Raw genomic sequence first — 24,930 nt, forward strand, 5'->3', positions numbered from 1 at the left:
CAATATACGCGAGCAAAGGCCGCAGCCGCCGGGTTATTTTTCAAGTGCCGGCCTGCGGCTCTCCGCAGTCTGAAGCAATCGTTTCGCCGCTCTTACGTCGTAGTCACTGTCTTTCGGGTTCCCTTTCAGGAGTGCCCCTGCATTTTCCAGCGCAGGCGCCGCATGTGCTCCGGCAAGCTCCAGCACATTCAACGCCTGCACACGTGCCATGCGGTTATCGCTCTTCAGCGCTTCGCTGAGTACCGCTACCGGCTTGCCGGTTTCCCCGAGGTTCAGCAAGGCTTCGGAAGCGGCAATACGCACGCTTATCTCAGGGTCATCCAGGAGGCGATCCAGCTTTCCCTTTGCCGGGGCAGCGTCTGCCTTCAGGACAATAGTCCCGATAACCGCCCAATAACGTACTACAGGATCAGGATCAGTAAGTTTTCTAATGATTTCCGTCAATTTTTCCGGGTTTCGCGACGACGCTATCTCCGCCGCTTCCAGCACTTTTTCCAGGTTGTATGCGCCGCTCTTTGCATAATCGGCCAGGCTGCCCGATTTCGAAATTTCACTGAGCCTGGCCTCCGGTATGAACCCTACGTCCTTTGAAGCAAGCATCCAGTCGCGATTGGCTTTCCTGAATCTTTCAAGCGTGTTTCTATATTTCGGATCGCCGGCCAGGTTATGGACGTTGTGCGGGTCATTTTCAATATCGAAGAGCTCTTCAGCGGGCTTTTCTTCCCAGAATTTCCGTTGAATTTCATTAAGCCGCCCGGCCTTGTACGCCGCTTCCCAGGAAGGAACCGATTGCGCCTTCCAGAGGTATTCGAGCGGCTGGGCATACACCCGGTGCGGAATGTAATTGCGGATATAACGGAATTTTTTGTCGCGAACCGTTCTCGAAAGATCGATGCGCTCGTCCATCCTGCCCCGGAAGCCGTAGGCATACGCAGGTTCCTCCGTCCGCTGCTCACCAAGGAAAGCTTTGCCCTGCATATAAGGCGGGATTTTGATGCCGGTGAGGCTCAGAATCGTAGGAGCAAAATCCAGGAATGTAACCAGGCGGTCCGTGACAGTACCTCCTTTTGCCGGCGCCAAAAAAGCATATTTTTCGGGGAAGCGCACGATCAGCGGAACGCGCAGCCCGGATTCATATACAAATCGCTTGCTCCTGGCCAGAATGCCGCCGTTATCTGCGTAGTAAAAAACAATGGTATTTTCCGCGAGGCCTTCCTTTTCCAGCTGTGCCAGCAGCTCTCCGGCCTGGCGGTCCATTTCTTCCACCTTGTCATAATATTGCGCCCAATCCCGCCTCATTTCCGGCGTGTCAGGATGATAGGGCGGCAGGTTGACTTTCCCTGGATCGTGCTTTAATTCATTTTCCGGAACGAGTTTATGGATGGAGCTTTCGTGCGAGACATTCAGGTTAAAGACTGCGAAAAAAGGCTGACCGGGCCGCCGGTTCCGGTAAGTAGCCTTCGGGCTCGACTCGTCCCACGCTTCGGGTTGATCAATGGTATTGTAGTCTTTTTTCGAGTTATTGGTCGTATAATAACCGGCCTCCCGCAGGTAGTGCGGGAAAAACCGGACATACGAAGGTACCGGGTATTCACTCCGCATGTGCTCGGTACCAAGCGTGGGCGGGTACATGCCGGTAATAAGCGTGTTACGGGAGGGCGCACAAACAGGCGCCGTTGCAAAGGCATTTTTAAACAGAATCCCTTCTCCTGCGAATTGGTCCAGGTGGGGCGTGGTTGCAAATGTATCGCCGTAGCACCCGAGAAACGGGCTGTTGTCTTCGCTGACAATCCAGAGAATATTGGGGCGGTCGGCCGGCCTGGCTAATACCGGGCCGATACCGACAGAAAAAAGTAAAAAGAGTCTGAAAAACATGATCCTGGAATTGAAGATTAAAAGGGGCCTTTTTCATTGATAAGATCGGCTTTTTTTGCTGAGCCGGGCATTTCGCCACGCTTTCCTTTCGCAGGCAGCGCCTGGCCATTTTCCCGGTCATACCAGTCCGGGGTGAGGTGCTCCGGCTCGGTGTCGCCGGTTTCCAACTGCCATTGACGGAGTACAGTCCGCAGTTCGTCCAAAGTACCGGCGTATTTCCTGTTTCCGGCCTGGTTGACCGATTGGGCCGGATCCTGCCGGTTATCGAACAGCTCTTCTGCAGGCCGGGGCTTCAGAAATACATCGTTTTGAAGGCGTGTGAGCGCAGGCCTGGCGGCTTTCAAAGAAGCCGCCGACGGACTTTGGTTGGCATCAATAGGCCCGCCGTTGTCAAGACCCGTCCGTTTGTTAACAATGTAAAGAAAACTAACAGAACGAACCGATCGCTCGTAAGCAGCATAATCGTGCCAATTGTGCTCGGCAAATACAAACTTCCGAAACGCTTGTGCCGGATCGGCAAACAGTCCTGCAAAGCTTTTGCCCTGGACAGAAGCCGGAATGACAGCACCCGCTAGTTCCAGCAGCGTCGGTGCAATGTCAATGCTGCTTACCAGGCTGCCGCAGCTCTGCCCCGAGGTTATCCCGGCGGGCCATCGGACAATAAAGGGAGTTTTTAGACCGGCATCGTACAGCCTGGTTTTGCTGCCGGGAAACGCCCTTCCGTTGTCGGAAGTAAATATGATCAGGGTATTGTCGGCAATCTTCTGTCGTTCCAATTCCCCGATGAGCGCTCCAATATGACCGTCCAGACGTGAAATTTCATCGTAATATTTTGCGAGATCCTTCCTCGTTTCTTCGGAATCTGCCAGGTTTGGCGGTACCTCTACTTCCGAATCCGGATTGTGCACAGCAGGCGTTCCGGATGACCAGGGCCGGTGCGCGTCGAACGGCGCCAGCCAGAAAAAGAAGGGTTTTCCGGCGGGGCGCGAATTGAGAAGATTGAGCCACTGGCCCTCTCCCCCATCGCCGTTAAGCTGCCTGTCGACCAATAGCGTATCATAAGCTCTTTTGGTGAACGCTCCTTCGTGCCATTTCCCGGCGAGTGCGGTGAAATACCCCCTCTGCCTTAACGACTCAGGGAAATAGCTCAAATGCGCCGGGAGAGGCGTGTGCAATTCTGCGGCGCCGGTATTGTGCGGATACCTGCCGGTAAGAATACTGGTACGGCTCGGACTGCATGAGCTCGCAGTCAGAAATACGTTGCGAAACAGCATTCCTTCCCTTGCCATTTTATCGAGGTGAGGTGTCTTTACTTTTTTATTGCCATACGCACCAATGTCGTCCCAGCTGATATCATCGCCGATGATAAAGATAATATTGGGCGATTGCCCGGCGATGGAAGGGCCTCCCGAAAGAAAAGACAGGAGGATTATCAAAGGCAGCGTGAAGCGCTTCATAAGTCTCGGTTTGGCAATTGAAAAGTAAACAATTTCAAGCCCGGAATACAATGCTTTGACCATAAATTACACAATGATACCCTGTTAATACGTATTTTGTGTCAGGCCCGGATTCACATCAATAGCGCTCTGGGGAATCGGGAACAAGAGTTTGCTTTCGGTAATGTTATAGCCTTTCGACCTCAGCACCTCAACGGCCCGGCCTGTTCTGACGAGGTCAAAAAAGCGATGGAACTCGAAGCACAGTTCTACCCGCCGCTCGTGCTCAAGGGCCTGAGCCAGGGTTTTGTACGCTGCGGGATAACCGGTGCTCCCGAATTCCGGGAGGCCCACCCGGCGGCGTACCTGGTTGAGGTACCCTGGATCCCCGGTGACTTCCGAATACATCAAAAGGATGTCTGCATACCGGATCAGCTCAAAATTCTGGCCCGGGTACCGCCAGTTCGGGTCATAGAATTTTTGTGTGAACGGGTAGTCGATAAAAGCACCGGTTTCGAGATTGACATAGCCCGGGTATACCGAAATGTTCCTGCGGACGGTATCCGCTTTCTCAAATTCATTCAGCAGGTCTTTGGTAGGTGTGTTCATTCCCGCCCCGCGGAAAGTTTCCGTACTTCCCGGCAAATGAAACGCCCAGTGATAAGGGGTATAGGTTTGCTGGTGATTGCTGTTGACCGCATTCTGTCCGGCCAGATATTGTAGTTCCAGTACGGATTCTTTCGAGTTTTTGGTAGCCGGCAGAAAGGCAAAGGCATAATCGTCGCTGTTGATTACCCCGTCGCGGTTGGCATCGAGCGAGTAAATTTTACTGTCAATGATCGATTTCAGCTCTTCCGCAGCGCCGGCCGGGTTACCGTGGGTCAGATGTACTTTTGCCAGAACAGCCGCAGCGGCATAACGCGTAGCACGGCCGGTATTGGCGCCGGTATAGGTTTCGGGAAGTACCGATTTGCAGAAGGCGAGATCGGTTATGATCTGTTGGTAGACGACTTCTTTCTTCTCGCGCAGGTAAGTGTAACTTTCGTCAGGAGTTACCACTTTCAGCGGGAGCGGGATGTCGCCCCAAACCCTCACCATGTTGAAAAGCAAAAGGGAACGCACGAAAACCGCTTCTGCCCGAAGCCGCTCTTTCAGGGCTGGATCACTGAACTGAATGGCCGTTTTATCGAGCTGGCCTATAACATTGTTGCAAATATAAATTGCGCTATAGGCATTGTTCCAGGCGGTCTGAATCAGGCCGTTATTGGGCTGGATGCGAAATGCCTTGATGTCGTCTTCGAAAGTAGTAGCCCCTCCCGAAAATTCGATATAGGTGTTGTCCGAATACAATTCACCGAACAAATCAGCGAGTCCGCCGGCAGCATAGGTGAGATTGAGCTCCCGGTAGACATCGTTGACCGCCTGAAGCATCTGCGCCTCTGTAGTATAAAAATTGCCTTCGGTAAGCCTGGTTTCCGGGAACCGGTCCAGTTGGGATACATCGCAGGAAGTTATCGCCAGCACGGCGAAGAAATAAGTGAGGTATGTTTTTAAAGTATTCATTTTTCCGGGATGGTTAGAAGCCGATATTGAGGCCGATGGTGTAAGATTTTGCCGAAGGATACGGGGAGTGGGTTACCCCTCTGGCGGCAACGTTGGTTGCGCTGCCATTGAAATTCTCAGGGTCAAAGACCGGCGCTTTTTTGTACGTAAATGGGTTTTGCGCATTCACATAGAACCGGAGCGATTCCAGTTTGAGCCTGGAAAGAATGGCCGGCGGCACCGTGTAACCCAATGTCAGGCTTTTTACGCGCAGGTAAGAGCCGTCTACGATCCAGTAGCTGGAAGCCGTCTTTTCGTAGCCGTCGAGGTCGACCGTTAATTTATAATGGTAGCCATCACCCGGTTCTGCCTCTGAACGCCAGCGATTGGTCATTTCCTTATAATAATTGCGGCCTTCGTGGTACAACATGGAGCGGTGGATGTTGTTGTCGTAGACATCGCTGCCCTGAACTCCCTGCACCAGGATATTGAGGTCAAACCCCTTATAGGTAAAGTTGTTGGTCACTCCCCATATGAAGTCCGGTGTGTAGTTACCGATAATGGTACGATCGGCCGCGTTGAGCTTCCCGTCGCCGTTGATATCCACGTAGCGGCCGTCACCCGGCTTCGCGGAAGCATACCGCGAAGGGTCTGCGTCCACTTCAGCCTGGTTCATATAGACGCCGTCATATCGGTAGCCGTAGAAACTAAAAATCGGCTGTCCGACCTGGTTGATGGATTCCATACCGAAGCCCGGCTGGTAGATCATGGGGGCGTTGTCTTTCCCCAGGGCAAGCACTTTGTTCCTGTTTTGAGAGAAATTGATTTGCGAGCTCCAGGTAAGCGCTCCCGTCAGGTTATGCGTCGCCAGGTTGAGCTCGAAGCCGCGGTTCTGCAGTTTTCCGATATTCTTAAAAACGCTGTTGAACCCGGAGACAACCGGCACCGGCACATCGAGCAACAAACCGTCGGACTTTGAGAGGTAATAGTCGGCTTCAAAAGAGACGCGGTTGTTAAACAAGCCGATATCAACGCCGGCATTCAATTGCCGCGTGCGCTCCCATTCCAGGTCGGGGTTGGTGATGCTGCCCGGGTAATAGGTGGTGTTGAGCGTATTGCCGAAGGCGACACGACCCTGGGCCATGGAACCAATCCATTTATAGTCGGCGAAACGGTCGTTGCCGGTGAGGCCGTAGCTTGCCCGGACCTTAAAATTGTTGAGGAAACCCACATTTTTGAGAAAATTTTCTTCCGATGCAATCCAGCCCCCCGAGACTGAAGGAAACAAGCCCCATTTGTTATTGGGACCGAACCGGGACGACCCGTCCCGCCTGATACTGGCAGACAACAGGTACTTCCCTTTAAGGCTGTAATTCAATTTGGAAAAGTAGGAAATCAGAACGCTTCGGGTTTTATTGTCTTCTGACTGAAAAACTGTCTTCCCGGCGCTCAAAGCCTTGACCAGGTCGTTGTCATACCCCCTGCGCTCCTGGTTGGTGTAGTAGTAATCGTTGCTGTTATACTCCATCCCGCCCAGCACCGAAAAAGAATGCTCACCGAAAGACTTGTCGTAGGTAAGCAGGTTTTGCGAAGTATAGTTCAGCGTTCTGCCCTGGTTGACGGTCATAATCCCTTCCGTGTAATAACTGGGGCCGAGGTTGTGATTCACCGCCTGGTAATTGGTATTGTCAGCCCGGTTGACATAGAAATTGAAGGATGACTTAAAACGCAGCCCCGGCAGCAGATCCAGGCCGACGAAGAAGTTCCCGAGGCTATTGAATTGCTGGTGCTGTATATCGTCCGTAATCTGGTAAAGCGGGTGCCCGTTTTTGGGCCGGAACAAGATCGCATCATATTTTTCAAAACCGGGTGTATTCGCCGGGGCGCCGAGCAACCCGTTGTTTCCGTAAACCGGGTAAATGGTCGGGTACTGGACAGCCCATTCAACGGTTCTGTTATAGGGCTCGTTTTCGTGATCGTAACTCATATTTAGCGCTCCGCCAATATTCAGCCAGCTTTTGATCCGGGAGTTTGCCTTGAGGCTGAAAGTGTATTTACGGTAGTCCGAGGTAATGACAATTCCCTGCTGCCTGACATAGCCGGCAGATACGATAAAATTGGTCTTGCTATTGCCGCCGCTCCCGTTCAGCTCGACTTTATGCATCGGCGCAGTTCTGAAAATCAAATCCTGCCAATCGGTGTTTTCCAGGGTTTCCGGGTTGTCGAAGGCGGTCGGCCAGGTATATTTGTACTGTTTTCTGGCCTCGATCGTGTTGGGGGCATTCGGGTCGCCCCCACTCTCTATCCAACCGTTCTGAGCGGCGTCTATAGACGCCTGTGCATACTCCCGCGAATTCATCACCTTTATCCGGTCGATGGGGCGCTGAGAGGTATAGGCATAATGGACATTGAACTTCGTTTTTCCCTCTTTCCCGCTCCTGGTCGTGATCAGGATCACACCATTGGCGCCGCGCGAACCGTAAATAGCCGCCGAAGAAGCATCTTTCAGGATTTCTATGGATTCGACATCACCCGGGCTCAGCAAGTTCAGGTCATAGCCGGGGATCGGCATGCCGTCAATTACAATCAGCGGGGAGCTGCCTGCCGATATGGAGTTGATACCCCTGATCTGAATCGTCGACGAAGTACCTGGACGGCCATTGCCCGATAATACCTGCACGCCGGGTACTTTGCCGTAGAGCGCCTGACCCAGCTCCACAAGCGGCCGGCTGTTAATTTCACGGTCCAATTTTACAGACCCGACGGCGCCGGTAACGTCGCTTTTCTTCTGCGTTCCGTAGCCGACCACCACAATTTCGCTCAGCTGCCGGATGTCCGGTTCAAGGTCGGTATCGAGGTGGGTCCGGTTGCCAACCTCCAGTGCCCGGGACTGATAGCCGATGCCTGAAAATACCAGGATGCCGTCGCCCGGAACCTGTATTTCATAGTGTCCTTCAGCATTGGTGGTAGTGCCCACCGTGCTATTTTTCAGAATGACGTTAATGCCGGGGGCTGCGGACTGATCCGCGGCCGATCGGACAGTGCCTTTTACCACCACGGATTGCGCAGCGGCTTGCCTGGCCAGGAATAAAAACACCCACAAAAGCGGTAGCGGGAAACGGCGGTTGGGAAGCGTAAAAAAGCGTTTCATCTTAAAGAGATTGATTTCTGGATGGTTTCCGGAGAAGAAAATTAATTACTATACTTAATATATATTTTTAATAGAGTTATAAATCAAAATCATACCGGCTATCCTGCGCCTTTGGCGCCAGGTTATTACAGCGACACCGGTTCGATTAAATTTCAGGGGGCAGAGCAAACGATTGCAGGTAACCCGGGGAGCGGATTGCGCTACCGGTCAGCCACAACACACCTGCGGAGAACAGGTGATTTTAACAGGACCGCCGGCGCCGGTCAAAGACGGTGTAAAGGCAGAAAAGCCGGCAACGCGCAACAGGTTCATAAACAGCGATATGGTGTTACATACATTTCGAGGTGCAAGTACGCTTTTAAAAATATTAATCCTATGGATTTTATAGAATTTTAGGGCATTGTACCTAAAAACCGATGCTACCGACGCCGAAATCGATCAATCCCCGGGGTATTGGATGGTATTCCCCCGGGGGTGCAGCTAGTTATTTCCAGCCCGGATTCTGGGTCAGGCCCTTGTTGATGACCAGCTCCGAGAGGGGCAGCGGCCACAGATAGTCCTTCTGCGGATCAAAGAAACGAAATTCTTTTTTCTGCACCACAACAAAACCGTCTACTACCGCCGGATTTACATTTCCGAAGTACCCCGGAAAAAAATAGGTACCGCGCACATCCTGCGGCAATACCTGTTCGGCAATCTTCCACCTGACGATGTCCCAGTAACGGAGCCCTTCCATGGAAAATTCCACTCTGCGCTCGCGACGTATTTCTTCCTTCATATCCAGGCCGTTGACCGTTACAAACGCATTGGTCAGCGGGGGTATACCTGCACGGGCCCTTACAAGGTTAATGGAATAGTTCAGGTCCTCGTCCAAAATATTTCCGTTGAGTTCATACTTCGCCTCGGCGTAGGTAACCAGGACCTCCGCATAGCGGATAACCGGCAGGTCAAGGAAAGAAGTATTGCTCTGCGCGAGATCCGAAGGCACCACGAACTTGCGGTAGCAAAAGCCTGTGGTGTGGAAAATGAGCTGCGGATAAGTAAAGGCGCCGGTCTGGCTGTAAGGATCTCCTTCCTTCATAATCGTCATCGAAAGCCTCGGGTCGCGATCTTTGAAATAATCCATAAAGCCGGCCGGTTCCCGGTACAGGGGCGATTTGGTAATTGGCAGCCCGTCCTTCATCAGATAGGCATCTACCAAAGCTTTTGTCATATTGGTTGCGCCATTAATGATCGTTCCGGTGTTATGGCTGATGGCATTGTCCGTAATGGAATTTCCATACTGACGTACCAGGATATTCTCCTTGTTGCCAAACCCTTCCCCGGCATACTGGAACATATCAAAGTAGCTGGCGATCAGGCCGTGCTGCCTGCTTTCAATCACCTTCCCGGCAGCTTCTACGGCGAGGGCGAGGTGTTTCTGCGAGTCTCATTTGCCGTGATATTTAGAAAACGTTCCTTCAAACAGAGCAACACGCGCTTTGAAAGCCTGGGCAGCGGTTTTGGTAATCCTGCCGTAATTGGCCACCGCCCTGGCCGCATGAGTGGGTGTTTTTTCCGCTGCAAAATCAAGATCCTCGTAAATAGCGTCAATCACCTGGGCACGGGGCGTCCTTGCTGCCCAGAGTTCAGGTGAGCTTTCCGTCAGAATATCCAGGATCAATGGTGCATCGCCAAACTTCTGGACCAGTTGAAAGTGCCCCCAAGCCCTGAAAAAACGCGCCTCCCCTACATATATGTCCACCGTTGCGGCCGGCACGCCTGACTCGAGGGCAGTTACCGATTTTTTAATAATATTATTGGCTGCCCGTATCAACTGGTACGGCGTCGAGAAATGGGCTGAGGTAGCCGGGATCTGACGGGTTCCTGAGCTGATCTCGTTGGCGAGCACCGCAAAGCCGTCGTCCGACCAGTTGTCATACTGATCACCTCCGTGGACCGGCAAAAATGTGTAAAGATAATTTGCCGCTGCTTTCAGGTCATTTTCGCTCTTCCAGAAGGAGGCGTCGCTCAACGCATCTTCCGGCAGCCGTTCCACATCGCAGGCAGACCATGACAATAAAAAGAGAATATATCCAAGCTTTTTCATCTGTATAAAAGTTTTGAGTGGTGAGCAGCGGGGTATAGCCGGACCGCCTGTTCACTGGTGATTTATTGGGGCATGTATCCGTCCCCGGTCGATCAAAATGACACATTCAGCCCCACGGAGGCGTTGGCATACATGGGATACTGGAAACTCGTATTGTTGGTAAACTCCGGGCTGAACGTTCCCTTGTAGATGCCCAGACCGCTCCATGTAAACAGATCCTGTCCCGACCCGAATACGCGTACCCTGGAAATGTTCAGCTTCCTGGTCCACGCTTCCGGCAGGCTATACCCTATCTGAATATTTTTCAGGCGGATGTATCTTCCGTTTACGAGCCATTTGTCGGCCCGTCGGTAGTTGTGGCTGCCACCAAGATAGGGACGGGGAAATGTGGCATTCCGGTTGTCTGGTGTCCAGTAATCCATCTGGTAGGCCATCGGTTGGTTCCAGGCGGCATCCTGCGGATTGATAAAACCGTCGTTGGGAAAGAAAGTCCTCGACCCCACCCCCTGGAACAGGAACGAAAAATCTATTCCTTTCCACGAGAGTCCGCCGGTGATTCCGAAAGTATACCGTGGCTGGTCCATTCCGAGGTATACCAGGTCGCCCGGATCGTCGGGGGTGCCGCCGCCTATATTGATGCGTTTGTCCTGGTTACGATCTATGTACCTGGTATCTCCCACCCCTGTCAACTGATCCTGGAACGCCCAGTCGGCGATTTCACGCTGCTCCTGGAAATAACCGGCGGTCTGGTACCCCCAAATCGATCTGAGCGGATAACCTTCCAGGATGTTTACCAACCCCGCGCTGACAACACGCTGACCGGCGTATTTGACAAGCTTGTTATTGTTGTCCGAAAGGTTGACCCCCAGGTTGTAGCTCAGCCCCCTGCCAATCCTGTTCCGGTGGGTAATGTCCAGCTCCCACCCCCATGTTTTCAGCTCGCCGCCGTTCACTTTCGGGGTCGCAACACCGAACACCGCCGGTAGTTGTTGGGGAACCAGCATATTCCGGTTGTACTTCAGGTAGTAGTCAAAGGAAATATTCAGCTTGTTTGTGAAGAACCCCAGGTCGATACCCCCGTTGGAAGTCTCAATCGTCTCCCAGGCAAGATTCGAGGAGGGTACCACATTCTGGTAAAAATACATTCCCCGGATACCGCCGATCACCATGTTGTTGTTCCGGGTCAGCATATTGAGGTAATCGTAGCTCCCGATAATACTGGAGAGCGAGCTGCCGAGTTGGCCCCAGGAGGCCCGGATCTTGGCTGCGGAAACCACGTTGCCGGACGGAAACCACGCTTCCTGGTTGAGATTCCATCCTGCCGAAACTGACGGGAATGCCTTTACCCGTTTTCCCCGGGCGAGGCGGGAACTTTCGTCGTATCGCAGGGTTGCCTCAAAAAGGTACCGGTCGGCATGACTGAAATTCAGACGACCGAAATAGGACTGGCTGGCGTAGGTATTTGTGGACTGACTGTTTGCTTTTGTTGCGTCATCGCCAAGTCCCAAAGCCGGCAGATCGTTGCTAGCCAGGTTCCTGGAGATCGTTGTTACCGACGAGCTCCGGTATTCCTCGAACTGGTAGCCGGCCATCAGGTGGAACCTGTTTTTCTCGGCCAGGTTAAAACCATAATCTGCCAGGTACTGGACGTTATTCGTTTTCACCAGGCCGCGGGTCACCTCGTATGAATTCGGGTCGTTCAGGTAGTAGATCGGAGCAAAGCGCTGCCAGGTGGTGACCTTCCGGTTGAACAACTGCCGGTCGACCCGGTTGTACTGGCCGCCATAAATTGCCCGCAACTGCAGCCCCTTGACCAGGTTCTCAATTTTGAGGGTAAATACACCGTTCAGATCGCTCTTGTCCGAATTGTCGAACCCGCCTTCCTTCAGGTAGGCATATCCCATATTGGCGGACCCTCCGCCCTCTCCGCTCAGCCTGCCTTCCGGTGTCAAAATCGGCCACTGGCCGCGGTACCGGAGGGTCTGCCCCATAATCGTGGAGGCATTTCGGGAAGGCGCTTCCTGGTCCTGCTGCGCATAGCCGATCCGGGCATCGATCGAAACATGCCTGGTGAGCTGTGCACCCAGGTTGAGCCTCCCGTTGTACCTGACCAGCCTGTCGGGGCCCAGCGTATACGCTCCCTGCTGGTTCATAAGCCCAAGTGAGACAAGGTAATTGAGCTTATCGGTGCCCCCGCGTACTGAAATATTATGTTGGGAGCGGGGTGTATGCTTTCGGATCGTCTGGTCAACAAAACTACTGTTGTTCAGGTAAATGTATCTGCTCGTATCCGCCGGGTTGACATAATATTGTATTCCCTGCCTGATCATTTCCATCTGCGCATCCGACCAGGGAGGGGACAGCCCGGCGTTCCTTGCACTGAGATTGGCGTACTGTGCTTCATCCAGAAGGTCATTTCTTTGGGGAACATCCAGCATCCAGCTGGTTCCTGCCAGCAGCGAATAGTCAAATACAGCCTTCCCGCCTTTTCCCCTCTTGGTAGTAATCAGGATAACACCGCCCGAAGCCTGCGCACCATATATGGCGGCAGCGGCGGCATCCTTCAGCACGCTGATGCTTTCGACATCATTCGGGTTCATGCTTTCCAGGGTAGCTATAGGTACCGCAATGCCGTCGAGCATCACCAGCGGGTTTACGTTTCCGTTGGCGGAGCTGGCCCCTCTGATCTGCATCGTAATGCCCTCGCTCCCCGGCTGGCCCGAAGTCCTGGTTACGATCAGCCCGGAGGCCATTCCCTGCATGGCCGTCGCGAGGTTGCTGACCGGCCTGTTTTCTATGACCTTGGAATCAATCGTAGAGACAGCCCCGGTAAGATTCATCTTCCTTTGGGTACCGTACCCCATTACGATCAGCTCTTCCAGGCCTTTTTCATCAACTTGCATGGTTACATCGATTGCGCTCCTGTTTCCCGCCGGTATTTCCTGGCTGAGATAGCCTACGAATGAAAAAACCAGGGTGGCATCCCCGTCCGGCACTTCAATTGCGAACCGTCCTTCCGTATCCGTAATCATTCCCCGTTGCGTCCCTTTCACCAGTATACTGACTCCCGGCATTGCTTCATTTTTTTCATCCGTAACCCGCCCGCTGATTTTTCTTTCGGCGAGAGGCGGCGTAACGTTTTTTGCCGATGGAGCGGATATTCCCCGCTCAGGTTCCGGAGAAGCAGGATCCTGAACTGCTTTAACCCTTTCCCGCGCCTGTCTTCTCCTGCTGCTCCCGGCCAGGATGGCATAGGTACTGCCACCTATCTTTTTGTATTTCAAACCGGTAGATTCCAGGATCCGATGGAGATTTTCTTCCGGCATCCCCTTCAAAAGCAATTGATCCGAAGGGACTGAGAACTCCTGTACAATCCGGTCACCGAATACAATGTCTACGCCGAAATGGTTTTCGAACAGTTTCAATGCATCTCTCAGCAACACCATCCCTTTTTCAGAATGCTGCGCGGCAACGGGCGCCTTTTGTTGCGCCAGTACGATCGCCTGCTGACAATAGCCCGTTGTAATGCCTGCAAGCAGCCATACGGGCAGCACAAGCAGGCAACTTGTGTAAAATAGTTGTCTCATACAGAACAGATTGGGTTAGGTAAAGGGGTAGGTTTAATGCGGCTTTGAAATGGTCACCCTGTCGCCATGTCGGGTGATTTGAATGTCCAAAATGTCTTGAATCAGCTCAAAAAGTTCGTCGATATTTTCCGCCGTAAATTTTCCCGACACGGTATGATCCGCCAGTCCGGCGTCCGCGAACTCTGCCTCTATGCCATGATCCTCCCTTAGCCGGCTCATAATTTCTGTAAGTGAAGTCTTATCAAAAACGTACAAATGTCCCTGCCATGCTTCCCGCATTTCCGGCACAGTCGTGGTTTTCAAAGACGTTTTATTCCTGCTGTCCAGCATAAAAACGTCTCCCGGCTTCAGGTCCAGCGCGTGTGGCGTCTTGCTCATGTGAAAATTGATCTGTACCCTCCCTTTTCTGAGAATCACCCTGGATCCGGTCTCGCGGGCAACCACGTTAAATTCCGTGCCCAGCACCTCCACTTCAAAATGTTTCAGGGTTTTGACCACAAACCGCTTGTTATCGGGGGCATGGGTCACCTGGAAGGATGCTTCCCCTGAGAGATATACGTCGCGGCTTTCAGATCCGAAGCTCCAACTTGAAATTTTCAGTTGCGAGTTTGAACGAAGCGACACCGAGCTTCCGTCAGGAAGTATAAAGTCCTTTCGTTCTCCTACCCGCGTGCGATAGGTTTTATAGCGCCATCCCTCGCCGTCGGGAAATACGGTTAATCCCAACAGGAGCGCAATTCCTGCAGCTGCGCCCCATCTGAGCCAGCGAATTCGTTCCGGTACCAGATCCGGGGCCCTTTCAGCCGCCACACGATCGGCAACTGAGCCTTTAACTGCCTCCGACAAAAAAGCGTAATACTTCCGGACTCCGTTTTCCAGGTCTGCGTCATATTCAGGGTGCAGGGTTTCAAATTCCTCCAGCCATCGGTAGAACTGTTCCTCATTGGATTTTTCTCTCGCCCATTGTGCAATGGTCTGACGCTGTATGGCTGAGGCATTCCCCATAAAGTAACTGAAAATCAGTTCTCTGGTAACAATCTGGTGCATGGCAGTATCGTTTCAGTTGAGAAGCGGGATAACAGTCGCCAGTTCGTTCCCCCCATACATTTTGAGCAGTGACATTGTGAGGGAAAGCAACCACTTCGCCCTAAGTAGTCCTCGGACATGCTTGTTGGCGCGATAAAGCTGGACTTCAACCGTCTTGAGCGAAAGGTTGAGTTCGTCGGCAATTTCACGGTAGGGTTTGCCGTCGAAACGGTTCATGAGGTAAATCCGGCGTCTTTCTACAGGCAACGTACTTACGGCGTGCTGCACATCCTGGTACATTTCTTCAAATTGCGTGATATCTTCCGGGTTTTGAAGACCGGAAGAAACCATATCCATTCTTTCGGAAAAGAATTCCGATTGCTTCAATTCGCATTTCAGGAACTCCCAGGCCCGGTTCCTTACCGAACGGAACAGGTAGAGGCGATAGGAGCTCCGGATACCGGCAAAGGCCCTGGTCCTGTAAAAATCATAGAATACTTCTGAGACCAGGTCTTCAGCAATGGCTTTGGAACCAACGTATTTTACTACATGACTGCATAAAGGCTTGTAGTATTTGCGGTAAATCAACTCAACACCTTTTACCGGGTTTTCCTCCAGCGCTTTGCAAAGAAACAATTCATCGCTATCCAACCGGGTGCTGCCGTCTTCCGTCAGGCCGGAACCGGGCGCCGCGGGCAATCCGGCTTCTTTTCCCTGGTGTGGCATCCGTTCCTCCATTGCTTGCGGTATTCCTGGCTGTCTGTTTACCGATTCTGTCGTTTTACCTATAAGAGGGAAATAGCGGAATTTCCACTTACGGGAGTTTTCTTTTTTCTATAATTTATTTTCGTTTTCGACACGTGTCGGGTTTTAGGTACGGCCGGTTCGTCATTCCCAGCGGAACGTAGTGAAGCCGAGGAATCTCGCGTTCCCAATGAGAATGTCTGTTCAAGGGAACAGGTACAGGGAACGGGAGATTCCTCCGCTTCGGTCGGAATGACCCCGGAGGGGGGAGCTACCTTTTCACTATTTTCCTCACAATCACCAATCCGTTGCTTTCTTCCACAATAGCCGTATACAGTGCCGGTGAAAGCGCGGTTAAATCAACAACGGCGGTATTGAACACCTGCGCGACAAGTGTTCCGCCGGCATCGTAAACCCTGATAGCCTTCGCGGGTTTTCCGTTCGAAGCGCGATAAGAAAATACACCGCTACCCGGATTGGGGAAGAAAACGCCGGCACTGTGCTCAAACGTTTCAAGTGAAACTATAGGAGAGAATTCATGGCCACCGTCGAGATCAACCTGTTTTAACCGGAAATACAGTATGCGGGCATAAAACGGCCCGCGGAAATCAAAGTGGTATCGCGTCAGCTCGGTGGAGCTGGTCTTGCCGGCAACACTCCCGATCCCTGAAAAAACTCTTCCGTCCCTGCTCATTTCAATTTCAAACCTGAGATTATTCTGTTCTTCCGCCGTCGACCAATCAAGCTGTGCCTTGCCTTCCGATGTCATTCTTGCTGTGAAATCCAGCAGCTTAACAGGAAGACTCCCATGGGGCTCGGCCTGGATATCGGGCATGAGGGGAATCGAGTTTTGAAGGAATGCGGGCGCCGCTACCATCCGGCTCCATAATTTAGCCGCCATTTGCTGTCCATAATCGTTGAAATGCAGGTTGTCGCTACGACCTTCGGGGCCTATGCTGTTCAGGTTGGCTCCCCTGAAAACGTTGGGTAAAGCCATAACCCGCTCCTGGGCATCGTTAATATAGTCGATTACGCCGTTCCGGTAACAGGAGTTGGCTACCACCCAGGTCAGGTTTTTGTGCTTTTCATTAACGCGGCTGAATTCGATCACACGTTTATGGTCCTGGTAAAACTCTTCTTCGGTACTTCCGGCATCATTTACGCCGTGGGCAGAAAGAACCGCTCTGAGCCCGGTTTTAGGCACCAGTTCAAAAAGGGTATTTTCAATATTGATGTAAGGCATGCGGAGATCAGCCCGGATGAAACCGTGCTCGAAATACTCTCCGAAAGCCGACATGGCAGTCTGTTTCATATTGCTTCCTCCGAAAGCCGCCGAATACAACAAGACCGGAACATTTGTCTTTTTCACCACAGAATCGCCGAATTGTCCCCAGAACCAGGGGTTACCGGTAAAAGGCGACATCCCATGGTCCTGCGCCATGGGCGTAAACTCTTTTGGCAACCACTGCGGATCGGCAGTTTGCGTATACTTTGTCTTGTTTTCCGGCGAGGTATTGGGGTCCATAGAAATCACGAGGCTGCTTGTTGCAGGTAAACCGTCCGAGACGCCCTGTGCATTGGAATGTCCTACAATCAGAAATACCTCACCAACTCCTACACGTTCGACCCGGGCCACATTACCTAACACCTGCCCGTTTTTTACCGCCCTTACCTCCAGCCGGTACCTTCCCCCCTTCTTTTTGACCAATCCCCAAAAGGATCCGCCTTGCACCTGGTTGTCCAAAACCGACCAGTTTTCACTTCCTTCGCCGGGTTCTCCCGGAATGTTTAGGAAACGGACCTCTACGCGGTCTGCCAATTCCGAAATGGTACCGGTTACATAGATGGTACCTTCATTTTGTACGTCGCGCTGGATGACTATGTTTTCGAGCGGGTAGGTTACTGTGATCTGAGCGGAGGACGGCACGGCCCTGAATCCCGCCAGGAGAAGGAGGATTGTAAAAAATTTATACATAACAGTAGGGATCTACCCCGTATTTGTGTTTAGAAGAGGAAATTGACCCGGTACGAAGGACAAGGGCCTGGACGGGTAACCGGCCAACCAGGGAAGCTGAAAGCAGAGTGGGACATATTCACAGTTAATAGTGCAAGTTAAAATCAAGGAAGGGTAAATAACTAACCATCACAATTCGAGGATCTTGTAAAGATACAGTGATTCTAAAATGTGGTTTACACCGACAATTAGTTATTCCCGAATTATTGATTAAACGGTAAATGAACGTCGGAGAAAGCCTTCTACTTATAGCTTTTCAATGCCTTCCGGTCACCAATTTCTTCCAGGATCCGGATCAGGCCGTCGATCTCCGTTTGAAGCCCTTTTTCAGCATCTTCCCGGGTATCGTGGTTGATAATGCCGATAGTTCCGGTGTAGCCGCTTTTCCAGACCTGGTTGATCATATCTTTCTCGACATCGCCCTGGCCGGTCCTGAAAAAGCGATCGGTTACCCCTCTTTTCAGGCCGGCGATATTAAGCGCCAGCAAGTGAGGCTGGATTTTTGGGAAAAACGTCGCGAAACGTTCATGATGAAGGCGCGCGTGGTGAAAATTGTAGACGATCCCTACGTTTTTGAGGCCCAGTCTCTCAATAATCGAGAGCTGGTTTTCGGGCTCGCCATACCACCCGCCGTGGTTATAAAGCGCTACCTCACAGCCCAATGTCGCGGCTTTTTCGGCGATATACCGGATCGGTTCTGCCATGGCAGCGACTTTTTCATCCTGGCTCAGGTTCGAAAAACCGTCCCATTCCCCCATCAGCAGCCAGATCTGCGTTTTTACGCGGTTGCGCTCCAGGAAGTCAAAAATTGTCTGAATGTGCCGGTTGTTTTGCGGTTCCCGGTCCGACGACATCCAAAATGCCTCCAGCTTTATGTGATGCTTCCTGAGTGCCTGCAACTCCCGGTCAAAGGTCGGTATGTGCTCCTCCCGCCAGTCGTAAGCCAGCTTGGATATGCCCATGCGCTCCAGCATTTGGGCGCGTTCTTCCGGGCCGCGCTGTTTCGCGTCAAAGGGCACGATACACCAGGCGGCCAGGTTGCTTTTGGCGAATACGTCGCGTTTCTGGCCGAAGGCGCCCGAAACTCCCCCCAGGAGAAAAAGAAAGACAAGTATCCGTACGTAGCTGCTGTTCATAAGTTGCATAGTTAAATCATACCCTATATACGACCAGGTCGCCGGATGATACGCCTTCGCCCGGGCAGTTTCCATGTGCCGGCAGCCGGAAACGTGGCCGGAGCGGGTGTCCGGTCCGGCCACGCTTCACTGGCTTCGGCACTAATCAATCAGGTTGTTGGTCTGTCTTTCGGTATCCGGCATCGGGAAAAAATTAGAGACCGGCGTCGCTTTCCGGGCGGCATTGGCCGGCTTTGCCATTCTGACGCCCTCCAGCACGACATCCACCCGTTTGGTGCGGACCATGTCGAACCAACGTTTGCATTCGCCTACAAATTCATAGCCTCTTTCACGAAAAACCATTTCGTCAAAAGCCTGTTTCGTAAGCGTGGACGGCAGGTCTACCGTCTTGCTGGCCGTTGTCACAGGCAGGCCGTATCCACGCCTCCTGACCTGGTTAACGGCTTCCAGCGCTTCGGTGGTCGGACCGTTCACCTGGTTATCGGCTTCGGCAAAGATAAGCAGCACATCAGCAAACCGCCACAAATAGAAATCGGTGCCGCCGCCGGTATCAATCGGTGCGTTCGGATCCCGGAATTTGCCCATCAGGCGGTCAAAATAAGCAAGCTGCGAGGCAATCGCAACGGGCGTCCTGACGCCGTTCAGCAGGTAGCTGTCGTATACCGAAAACTGGAACCGCAAATCGGCCGGGTCCCAATCCCGGATAAGCGGCGCCCAGGACATAACGCCGCCAGCCAGTAGCGACCGGAGCGCGAAACCCGCGGCCTTGGCATTGGCGTCGGCATAGTGCGTCGGGATAAAAGTGCCCCGGTCAATAATCTGTGAGAATTTCAGCGAAAAAATATCTTCCTTGTTGGTAGCAGCCGTCGGCGAGAAAATGGAAACAAAGTCCTGCTCCAGCTCATAACCGTACAACGCTTTTTTGTCAAGCACCTCCCTGGCTTTGTCGCGCGCATTCTGGAAATCACCAAGCGTGAGGTATACTTCCGCCAGTGCGGTTTTGGCGGCTCCGGCAGTAGCCCGCCCGGCTTTTGCCGACGGCACCCGGTCCGGCAGCGCCACCTCAGCAGCCTTCAGGTCTTCTACGATCTGCTTGTAAATATCGGCGATTTCGGAAACGGCAAGGTGTACATCATCCGCCGACTGTATGGGACGGACCCGAAGCGGCACCTTCCCCCATACACGCACAGCCGTGTAGTATCCCAGCGCCCTGATAAACTTTGCTTCCGCGTAGCCGACATTTTTCTGCGCTTCGGTAAGCGTCTTGTTTTCATCAAGGGTGGCAATAATCGTGTTGGCCTTTCCGATTGCCTCGTAAAGGGTCGTCCAGGCGGGGTCAAGCGCACTGGTCACAACGGCCGGGTTGAGATACTGGTAATTGCTATACCCGAAGCCGCCAAGTGTTCCGCCGTCGAAGTATTCGGACATCATATTCAGGGCCTGGGAAAAACTGGATTCCCAGAGCCGCCCACGCGAGCGAGTAAGGGGCTCATAAGCACCAATAATGGCCTGATCAAGCGTTTCGGGCGTTAGTCCCGCCAAAACAATAGTAGCCTTTGGTTTTTCCTCCAGCAAATTATCACAGCCGTAGCTTCCGAGTAAAAGCGACAGCAGCCAACCAAATCTCAGGAAATGATTACTAATCTTTTTCATATAAGTTGTCATTTTAGACAGGAGTTGTCATAAAAAACCCGGTTACGTTTAAAAAGTGATGCCCGCTCCTAACGTCACGGTTTTCGCCGAGGGGTAGGCCGCAAAGTCAAGCCCCTGCCGGCGATCGTTTCCGCTCAGCGAGTTCACTTCCGGGTCAAATCCGCTGTACTTGGTGAAGGTCAGGAGGTTCTGTCCGCTCAGGTAGAGGTTGACCGCCCGGATAAAACGGCTGTCGGGAAAGCTGAAATCGTAACCCAGCCTGATGTTGCGCATCCTGAAAAAATCGCCGCTTTCCATAAACCTCGAAGAACCGACGAGGTGTTTGTTGGCCGCTGCCTGGCTGGGAACGGGGTAAAACGTCTTCGCTGCCATCAACTTGTTGGAAGAACTGATGGCAGTCGGGTTGGTGAGGAACCCCAGACCTACGTTATTGATGATCGCGCCTTCTACTCCCGCCCAAAGCATGGATAAGCTCAGCTTTCTGAACTTGATCCTGGGCGCCAGGCCATAGAAGACTTTCGGATATGGGCTGCCTAAAAACTGGTTATCAGCCGAATTGATAATATCTTCGCCGGCCGCGTTTTTGTCGCCGTTCAGGTTTTCATATTGCGGAACGCCGGCGTCGTTCAGTCCGGTAAACCTGGGCCCGAAAAAGGCGGAGAGCGGGTAGCCCTTCCTGATAATGCTGGTGGAACGCGACGCATCATTGGCCACGTAATTCGGTACATCTTTCCCGTCTTTGGTGGCAATTACTTTGTTCTGGTTGGTTGAAAGATTGGCGTCGAGCTCTATGGACCAGTTTTCATTTTCAAACAGCGTCGCGCCAAGCGAAAACTCCCACCCCTTGTTTCTTACCGTGCCGGCATTCTGGAGAATCTGCCCGGGAGAAGAAGCAATACCCGCTCCTATGCCGGCGCTCGGCGCCACTTGTACCAGCGTGAGCAGGTCGCGGGTTGTTTTGATATAGTAATCTACCCCCAAACGGATCCTGCTGCCGAAAAAATCCGCATCGAAACCTATGTCGGTTTGAACGCCGGTTTCCCATTTCAGGTCGGGATTAGGGAAGGTGGGCGCGATGCCTACCGCCAGTCCGGCACCCGCCCCCTGCCCGGTGTTCACGATCCTGCCCAGCAGCAAAGACTGGTAGGGCCTGATGGCCGGATTCCCGGCTTTGCCCCAGCTGGCGCGGATTTTCGCGTTGGAGATCCATTTCAAACCGGTCATAAAGGGTTCTTCCGAGAGTTTCCAGGCGCCTGACACGGAAGGGAACACCCCGTACTTGTTGTTCTGCGCAAATACGGAAGCTCCGTCGCGGCGCAGGCTGGCAGAAAACAGGTATTTGTTCTGAAGGGTAAGCCGCAGGCGGCCGAAAGCCGACGCCACGGCCTGTTCCACAATATCCGTTACCGGCTTGCTGATACTGGCGGCCGAAGAAAAATTGTAGTTTTTCAGGACATCAGAGCCAAAACCGGAGGCTTCCAGGTCTGTTGAATTCGTACGATCCTTCTGCAGTGAAACGCCTGCGACAACATCCAAGTAACTTTTTTCGGATAGATCGACCTTGTATTCCAGGTAGTCTTCCGCCAGGAGACTCAGCTTGTCGTAGTTGCCTAATTGGGCGAATCCGATACCGCTGCCCGCGCTTAAAAGTACCCGCGGAAAGTAGAGGTCTTTCCGGATATGATAAAAATCGCCGAAAAAACGGGTGTTGTTCGTCAGGTTTTTAACGAGCTCAACCCGGAAATCGACACCGCCCTGAACACGGGTGGTAGTGCTCTTGTCCAGGGCTTCCTTCGCAAAAGCCACGGGGTTTTCGTTGTCCGGCGTGTTAAAGCTGAAGAAGACCGGGTTGCTGTAGGTACCATTCTCGTTGTAGACAGGAGCAACCGGTACCGACTGAAGCGTACCGCCTATCCCCGATTTCCCGAAATTTCTGGCATTGTCGCCCAAACCCGGAGAAAATCCACGCTGAGCGCCCCTGGAGGCTGTCATTCTGCCCTGGACGGAAAAACGGTCCGAAACCTTGCTGTCTACGTTCAGGCGCAAAGCGCCGCGTTTATAACCCGTGTTGGTTATGATACCCTGCTGATCCAGGTAACCGCCTGAAATAAAGTATTTCGTCCTGTCGCTGCCGCCCGAAACGCTGAGATTGTTGTTGGTAAAAATGGCATCCCGGAGCACCTCTCCCTGCCAGTCTGTATCGGTGGTGCCATTAAAATTTGCCAGTTCCGCCGGTACGGTCATATTGGAATTCCGGTAAAAGGCTTTGGTATAGTCCAGGTACTCGGCTGCATTCATGAGATCCAATTTTTGCCGGATCGATTGAACGCCTGCGGAACTTTCAAACGAGATAACCGGCTTGCCAGCCCTCCCGGTTTTGCTCGTGATCATTACTACCCCATTCGAGCCCCTGGACCCGTATATGGCAGTTGACGCGGCGTCCTTTAACACCTCTATGGTCGCAATATCGGCGGGGTTGATGGTAGCCAGACCATTGGCAAGTTTGGGGTCGTCGTTATACTGCGGCAGGCCGTCGATTACGTATAGCGGCTCATTCCCACCGGCTATGGACGATGCCCCACGCACGCGTATGCTGATCCCGGCCCCCGGCTGCCCCGACGACTGCTGTACCTGTACACCCGGCATGCGCCCCTGCATGGCCTGTTCCATGCTGGTAATTGGCATTTGTTTGATGGCCGCTTCGGAGATGCTCGCAACCGACCCTGCCAGATCCGATTTCCGCGCTGTTCCGTAGCCGATCACCACTACCTCTTCCAGCGACTTATTGTCAGGAACCATTGCCGCGTTGACGATCGACGCACTTCCGACCTCGATTTCCTGGCTGGCATAGCCAACAAAGGAAAAAATCAGAACACCACCGTTGTCAGGCACTTCCAGGGTGTACTTTCCGCCCGCATCGCTGAGCGTTCCCCTGGCAGAACCCTTTAAAGTGACATTGACGCCCGGCAGCGCTTCGGGCTGACCCGACGGTGACAAGGAGGTGACGGTACCGGTAATGGTCCGGTCGGCAGGCGGTACCGCTCCTGCCTGGACTGTTGTGGTGCTGCCTACCCAAAAAAGGCCGGCGCAAATTGATTGGAACAGGTGTTTTAGAAGTTTCATGTCAGGTTCCACTTGTCAGGGTGGATTCATTTAGTTGAAGATTTCCCAGGTTGCATGATCCGATCAGCATCATCGGACTTTGCTGCATCGTTTCCCTTTTAAGGGCCTGCCGGCTTTCTCTTTTACAGGAACTCGGAATTCGAAAATCGGGTTGGTTGGCGCATGTATGAATAGTAAATGTGGATAAGGTGTTGATACTTCTAAAAAAATGCCTGCCTGGATTTCTACCTTTATTTTTCTGACAATTCATTGGCTGCCCCCAATATGCGGGGACAGCAGCCTAGTTAAGTAGCTGGTTTTCAAATCGGTTATCAAAGTAAGGATCCGAACAGAACGCGTTGAATTACGCTGATAAAGAGGGAAACAAAAAAAGCTTTGACCGGCCCGACAGGCTCCGTTCAAAGCTTCCCAAACGGTATTTATATACGTAAAGTAAGGTAGGTGCTTCTGCCCTGCCCCAGGCCATTGCAAACGTTTGTTACGATTTCAGGTCCGACTCGGTATGCAGGGCGCAGACCCAATTTCCCTGGTCGGTTCTGACCCAGGTTGAGGAACATGCACATTTTCCGGAGGTAGTTTTGCCATCTACTTCAAAATCCAGGTCAATCAGGTAAGCTATGATAGCCGAATTTTCATTCAGCACCTGGCTTTCCGCCCCGGAAATGCTCTTCACTTTGAACCGGTGCCCGACACCGCTTTCAAACATTTTCTTAAAGTCGGGTTCGTTTACCCGTCTGACCCCCTCTTTACCGGCGACAATACATGGAAAATAGGTCAGGCTTCTTACAGTTTCGTAGTCATGCGCTTCCATTGCTGCCCAGTACTTTTTTTCGAGATCCAGAATTTGAGTATTCATAGCGTTGTTGTTGGTTGGTGTGAATATCAGTTACACTATAAAAACACTGGCAGAAGTATTTTATTGTAATTTATCTGAGTTAATGACCAGTGATTGAGGCCATTCCTGCCGGATGGTTATTCCTGCCGGATGGTCATTCGTACCGGATGGTCATTCCGAGCGAAGCCGAGGAATCTCCCACTCCCTCAACTCAATCTATTCCGCCAGGCTTCTTAGTGACAACAGGAGATCCTTCGACTCCGCTGCGCTTTGCTACCATTGACAACAACAGGTTTGGAGCCGCACCAACCGGAGGGTCATCCCGACCGCAGCGGAGGGATCTCCCGCTCCCAGTACCCAATCCCTTTCAGAGGACTTTATTATAGCAACAGGAGATCCTTCAGTTCCACTGCGTTCCATTCAGGATGACCATCCGGCAGATGCGCTACCATTGACAACAACAGGTTTAGCGCCGCTCCAACCGGAGGGTCATCCCGACCGCAGCGGAGGGATCTCCCGCTCCCAGCACCCAATCCCTTTCAGAGGGCTTTTTTATAGCAACAGGAGATCCTTCGACTCCGCTGCGCTCCGCTTCAGGATGACCGTCCGGCAGATGCGCTACCATTGGCAACAACAGGTTTAGCGCCGCTCCAACCGGAGGGTCATCCCGACCGTAGTGGAGGGATCTCCCGGTCCCTGTACCCAATCCTTTTCAGAGG

Annotated in this window: 16 protein-coding genes; all 16 read right to left on the reverse strand. The window is 52.6% G+C overall.

The window, feature by feature from the left end:
• Positions 1–33: 33 nt before the first annotated feature.
• Positions 34–1,875, reverse strand: a complete 1,842-nt coding sequence (locus ABD852_RS03155) for a sulfatase-like hydrolase/transferase (protein WP_345026561.1) — start codon at positions 1,873–1,875, stop codon at positions 34–36.
• 17 nt (positions 1,876–1,892) lie between these two features.
• Positions 1,893–3,332 carry a sulfatase family protein gene (locus ABD852_RS03160; RefSeq protein WP_345026562.1) on the reverse strand — a complete coding sequence of 480 codons (1,440 nt, stop codon included), beginning with the start codon at positions 3,330–3,332 and terminating at the stop codon, positions 1,893–1,895.
• Positions 3,333–3,416: 84 nt separating this feature from the next.
• The gene (locus ABD852_RS03165) at positions 3,417–4,874 is read right to left on the reverse strand and encodes a RagB/SusD family nutrient uptake outer membrane protein (RefSeq protein WP_345026563.1); all 1,458 of its coding nucleotides are present in this window, start codon (positions 4,872–4,874) and stop codon (positions 3,417–3,419) included.
• Positions 4,875–4,887: 13 nt separating this feature from the next.
• The gene (locus tag ABD852_RS03170) at positions 4,888–8,004 is read right to left on the reverse strand and encodes a SusC/RagA family TonB-linked outer membrane protein (protein ID WP_345026564.1); all 3,117 of its coding nucleotides are present in this window, start codon (positions 8,002–8,004) and stop codon (positions 4,888–4,890) included.
• 484 nt (positions 8,005–8,488) lie between these two features.
• Positions 8,489–9,388: a RagB/SusD family nutrient uptake outer membrane protein gene (locus ABD852_RS03175; RefSeq protein WP_345026565.1), complete on the reverse strand. Its 900-nt coding sequence runs from the start codon at positions 9,386–9,388 to the stop codon at positions 8,489–8,491.
• Between the two features lie 45 nt (positions 9,389–9,433).
• The gene (locus tag ABD852_RS03180) at positions 9,434–10,093 is read right to left on the reverse strand and encodes a RagB/SusD family nutrient uptake outer membrane protein (protein ID WP_345026566.1); all 660 of its coding nucleotides are present in this window, start codon (positions 10,091–10,093) and stop codon (positions 9,434–9,436) included.
• 92 nt (positions 10,094–10,185) lie between these two features.
• Complete coding sequence (locus ABD852_RS03185; protein WP_345026567.1) at positions 10,186–13,680, reverse strand: SusC/RagA family TonB-linked outer membrane protein; 3,495 nt, start codon at positions 13,678–13,680, stop codon at positions 10,186–10,188.
• A gap of 33 nt (positions 13,681–13,713) precedes the next feature.
• Positions 13,714–14,727 carry a FecR family protein gene (locus ABD852_RS03190; RefSeq protein ID WP_345026568.1) on the reverse strand — a complete coding sequence of 338 codons (1,014 nt, stop codon included), beginning with the start codon at positions 14,725–14,727 and terminating at the stop codon, positions 13,714–13,716.
• Between the two features lie 12 nt (positions 14,728–14,739).
• Positions 14,740–15,444, reverse strand: coding sequence for a sigma-70 family RNA polymerase sigma factor (locus ABD852_RS03195; RefSeq protein WP_345026569.1), 705 nt, complete (start codon positions 15,442–15,444; stop codon positions 14,740–14,742).
• Between the two features lie 277 nt (positions 15,445–15,721).
• Positions 15,722–17,425: a T9SS type A sorting domain-containing protein gene (locus ABD852_RS03200; RefSeq protein WP_345026570.1), complete on the reverse strand. Its 1,704-nt coding sequence runs from the start codon at positions 17,423–17,425 to the stop codon at positions 15,722–15,724.
• 281 nt (positions 17,426–17,706) lie between these two features.
• On the reverse strand, positions 17,707–18,600 hold the full coding sequence (locus ABD852_RS03205; protein WP_345026571.1) for a sugar phosphate isomerase/epimerase family protein: 894 nt from the start codon (positions 18,598–18,600) through the stop codon (positions 17,707–17,709).
• Between the two features lie 141 nt (positions 18,601–18,741).
• Complete coding sequence (locus tag ABD852_RS03210) at positions 18,742–20,253, reverse strand: RagB/SusD family nutrient uptake outer membrane protein (protein WP_345026572.1); 1,512 nt, start codon at positions 20,251–20,253, stop codon at positions 18,742–18,744.
• Positions 20,254–20,301: 48 nt separating this feature from the next.
• Complete coding sequence (locus tag ABD852_RS03215) at positions 20,302–23,376, reverse strand: SusC/RagA family TonB-linked outer membrane protein (RefSeq protein ID WP_345026573.1); 3,075 nt, start codon at positions 23,374–23,376, stop codon at positions 20,302–20,304.
• Between the two features lie 478 nt (positions 23,377–23,854).
• Positions 23,855–24,232, reverse strand: coding sequence for a YybH family protein (locus ABD852_RS03220; protein ID WP_345026574.1), 378 nt, complete (start codon positions 24,230–24,232; stop codon positions 23,855–23,857).
• Between the two features lie 252 nt (positions 24,233–24,484).
• Positions 24,485–24,631 (reverse strand): hypothetical protein, encoded by a 147-nt coding sequence (locus tag ABD852_RS03225; RefSeq protein WP_345026575.1) that lies wholly within the window; start codon positions 24,629–24,631, stop codon positions 24,485–24,487.
• 46 nt (positions 24,632–24,677) lie between these two features.
• Entirely contained in the window at positions 24,678–24,836 is a 159-nt protein-coding gene (locus tag ABD852_RS03230; protein WP_345026576.1) for a hypothetical protein, read from the reverse strand.
• Positions 24,837–24,930: the final 94 nt, after the last annotated feature.

The sequence above is a fragment of the Ravibacter arvi genome (assembly GCF_039540405.1).
GTDB classification, from domain to species: Bacteria; Bacteroidota; Bacteroidia; order Cytophagales; family Spirosomataceae; genus Ravibacter; species Ravibacter arvi.

Coding starts and splice junctions, on each gene's coding strand:
- ABD852_RS03215 (WP_345026573.1), bottom strand. CDS start 23,376: ATGAAACTTCTAAAACACCTGTTCCAATCAATTTGCGCCGGCCTTTTT.
- ABD852_RS03195 (WP_345026569.1), bottom strand. CDS start 15,444: ATGGAGGAACGGATGCCACACCAGGGAAAAGAAGCCGGATTGCCCGCG.
- ABD852_RS03155 (WP_345026561.1), bottom strand. CDS start 1,875: ATGTTTTTCAGACTCTTTTTACTTTTTTCTGTCGGTATCGGCCCGGTA.
- ABD852_RS03180 (WP_345026566.1), bottom strand. CDS start 10,093: ATGAAAAAGCTTGGATATATTCTCTTTTTATTGTCATGGTCTGCCTGC.
- ABD852_RS03230 (WP_345026576.1), bottom strand. CDS start 24,836: ATGGTAGCGCATCTGCCGGACGGTCATCCTGAAGCGGAGCGCAGCGGA.
- ABD852_RS03220 (WP_345026574.1), bottom strand. CDS start 24,232: ATGAATACTCAAATTCTGGATCTCGAAAAAAAGTACTGGGCAGCAATG.
- ABD852_RS03205 (WP_345026571.1), bottom strand. CDS start 18,600: ATGAACAGCAGCTACGTACGGATACTTGTCTTTCTTTTTCTCCTGGGG.
- ABD852_RS03190 (WP_345026568.1), bottom strand. CDS start 14,727: ATGCACCAGATTGTTACCAGAGAACTGATTTTCAGTTACTTTATGGGG.
- ABD852_RS03170 (WP_345026564.1), bottom strand. CDS start 8,004: ATGAAACGCTTTTTTACGCTTCCCAACCGCCGTTTCCCGCTACCGCTT.
- ABD852_RS03210 (WP_345026572.1), bottom strand. CDS start 20,253: ATGAAAAAGATTAGTAATCATTTCCTGAGATTTGGTTGGCTGCTGTCG.
- ABD852_RS03160 (WP_345026562.1), bottom strand. CDS start 3,332: ATGAAGCGCTTCACGCTGCCTTTGATAATCCTCCTGTCTTTTCTTTCG.
- ABD852_RS03165 (WP_345026563.1), bottom strand. CDS start 4,874: ATGAATACTTTAAAAACATACCTCACTTATTTCTTCGCCGTGCTGGCG.
- ABD852_RS03225 (WP_345026575.1), bottom strand. CDS start 24,631: ATGGAACGCAGTGGAACTGAAGGATCTCCTGTTGCTATAATAAAGTCC.
- ABD852_RS03200 (WP_345026570.1), bottom strand. CDS start 17,425: ATGTATAAATTTTTTACAATCCTCCTTCTCCTGGCGGGATTCAGGGCC.
- ABD852_RS03185 (WP_345026567.1), bottom strand. CDS start 13,680: ATGAGACAACTATTTTACACAAGTTGCCTGCTTGTGCTGCCCGTATGG.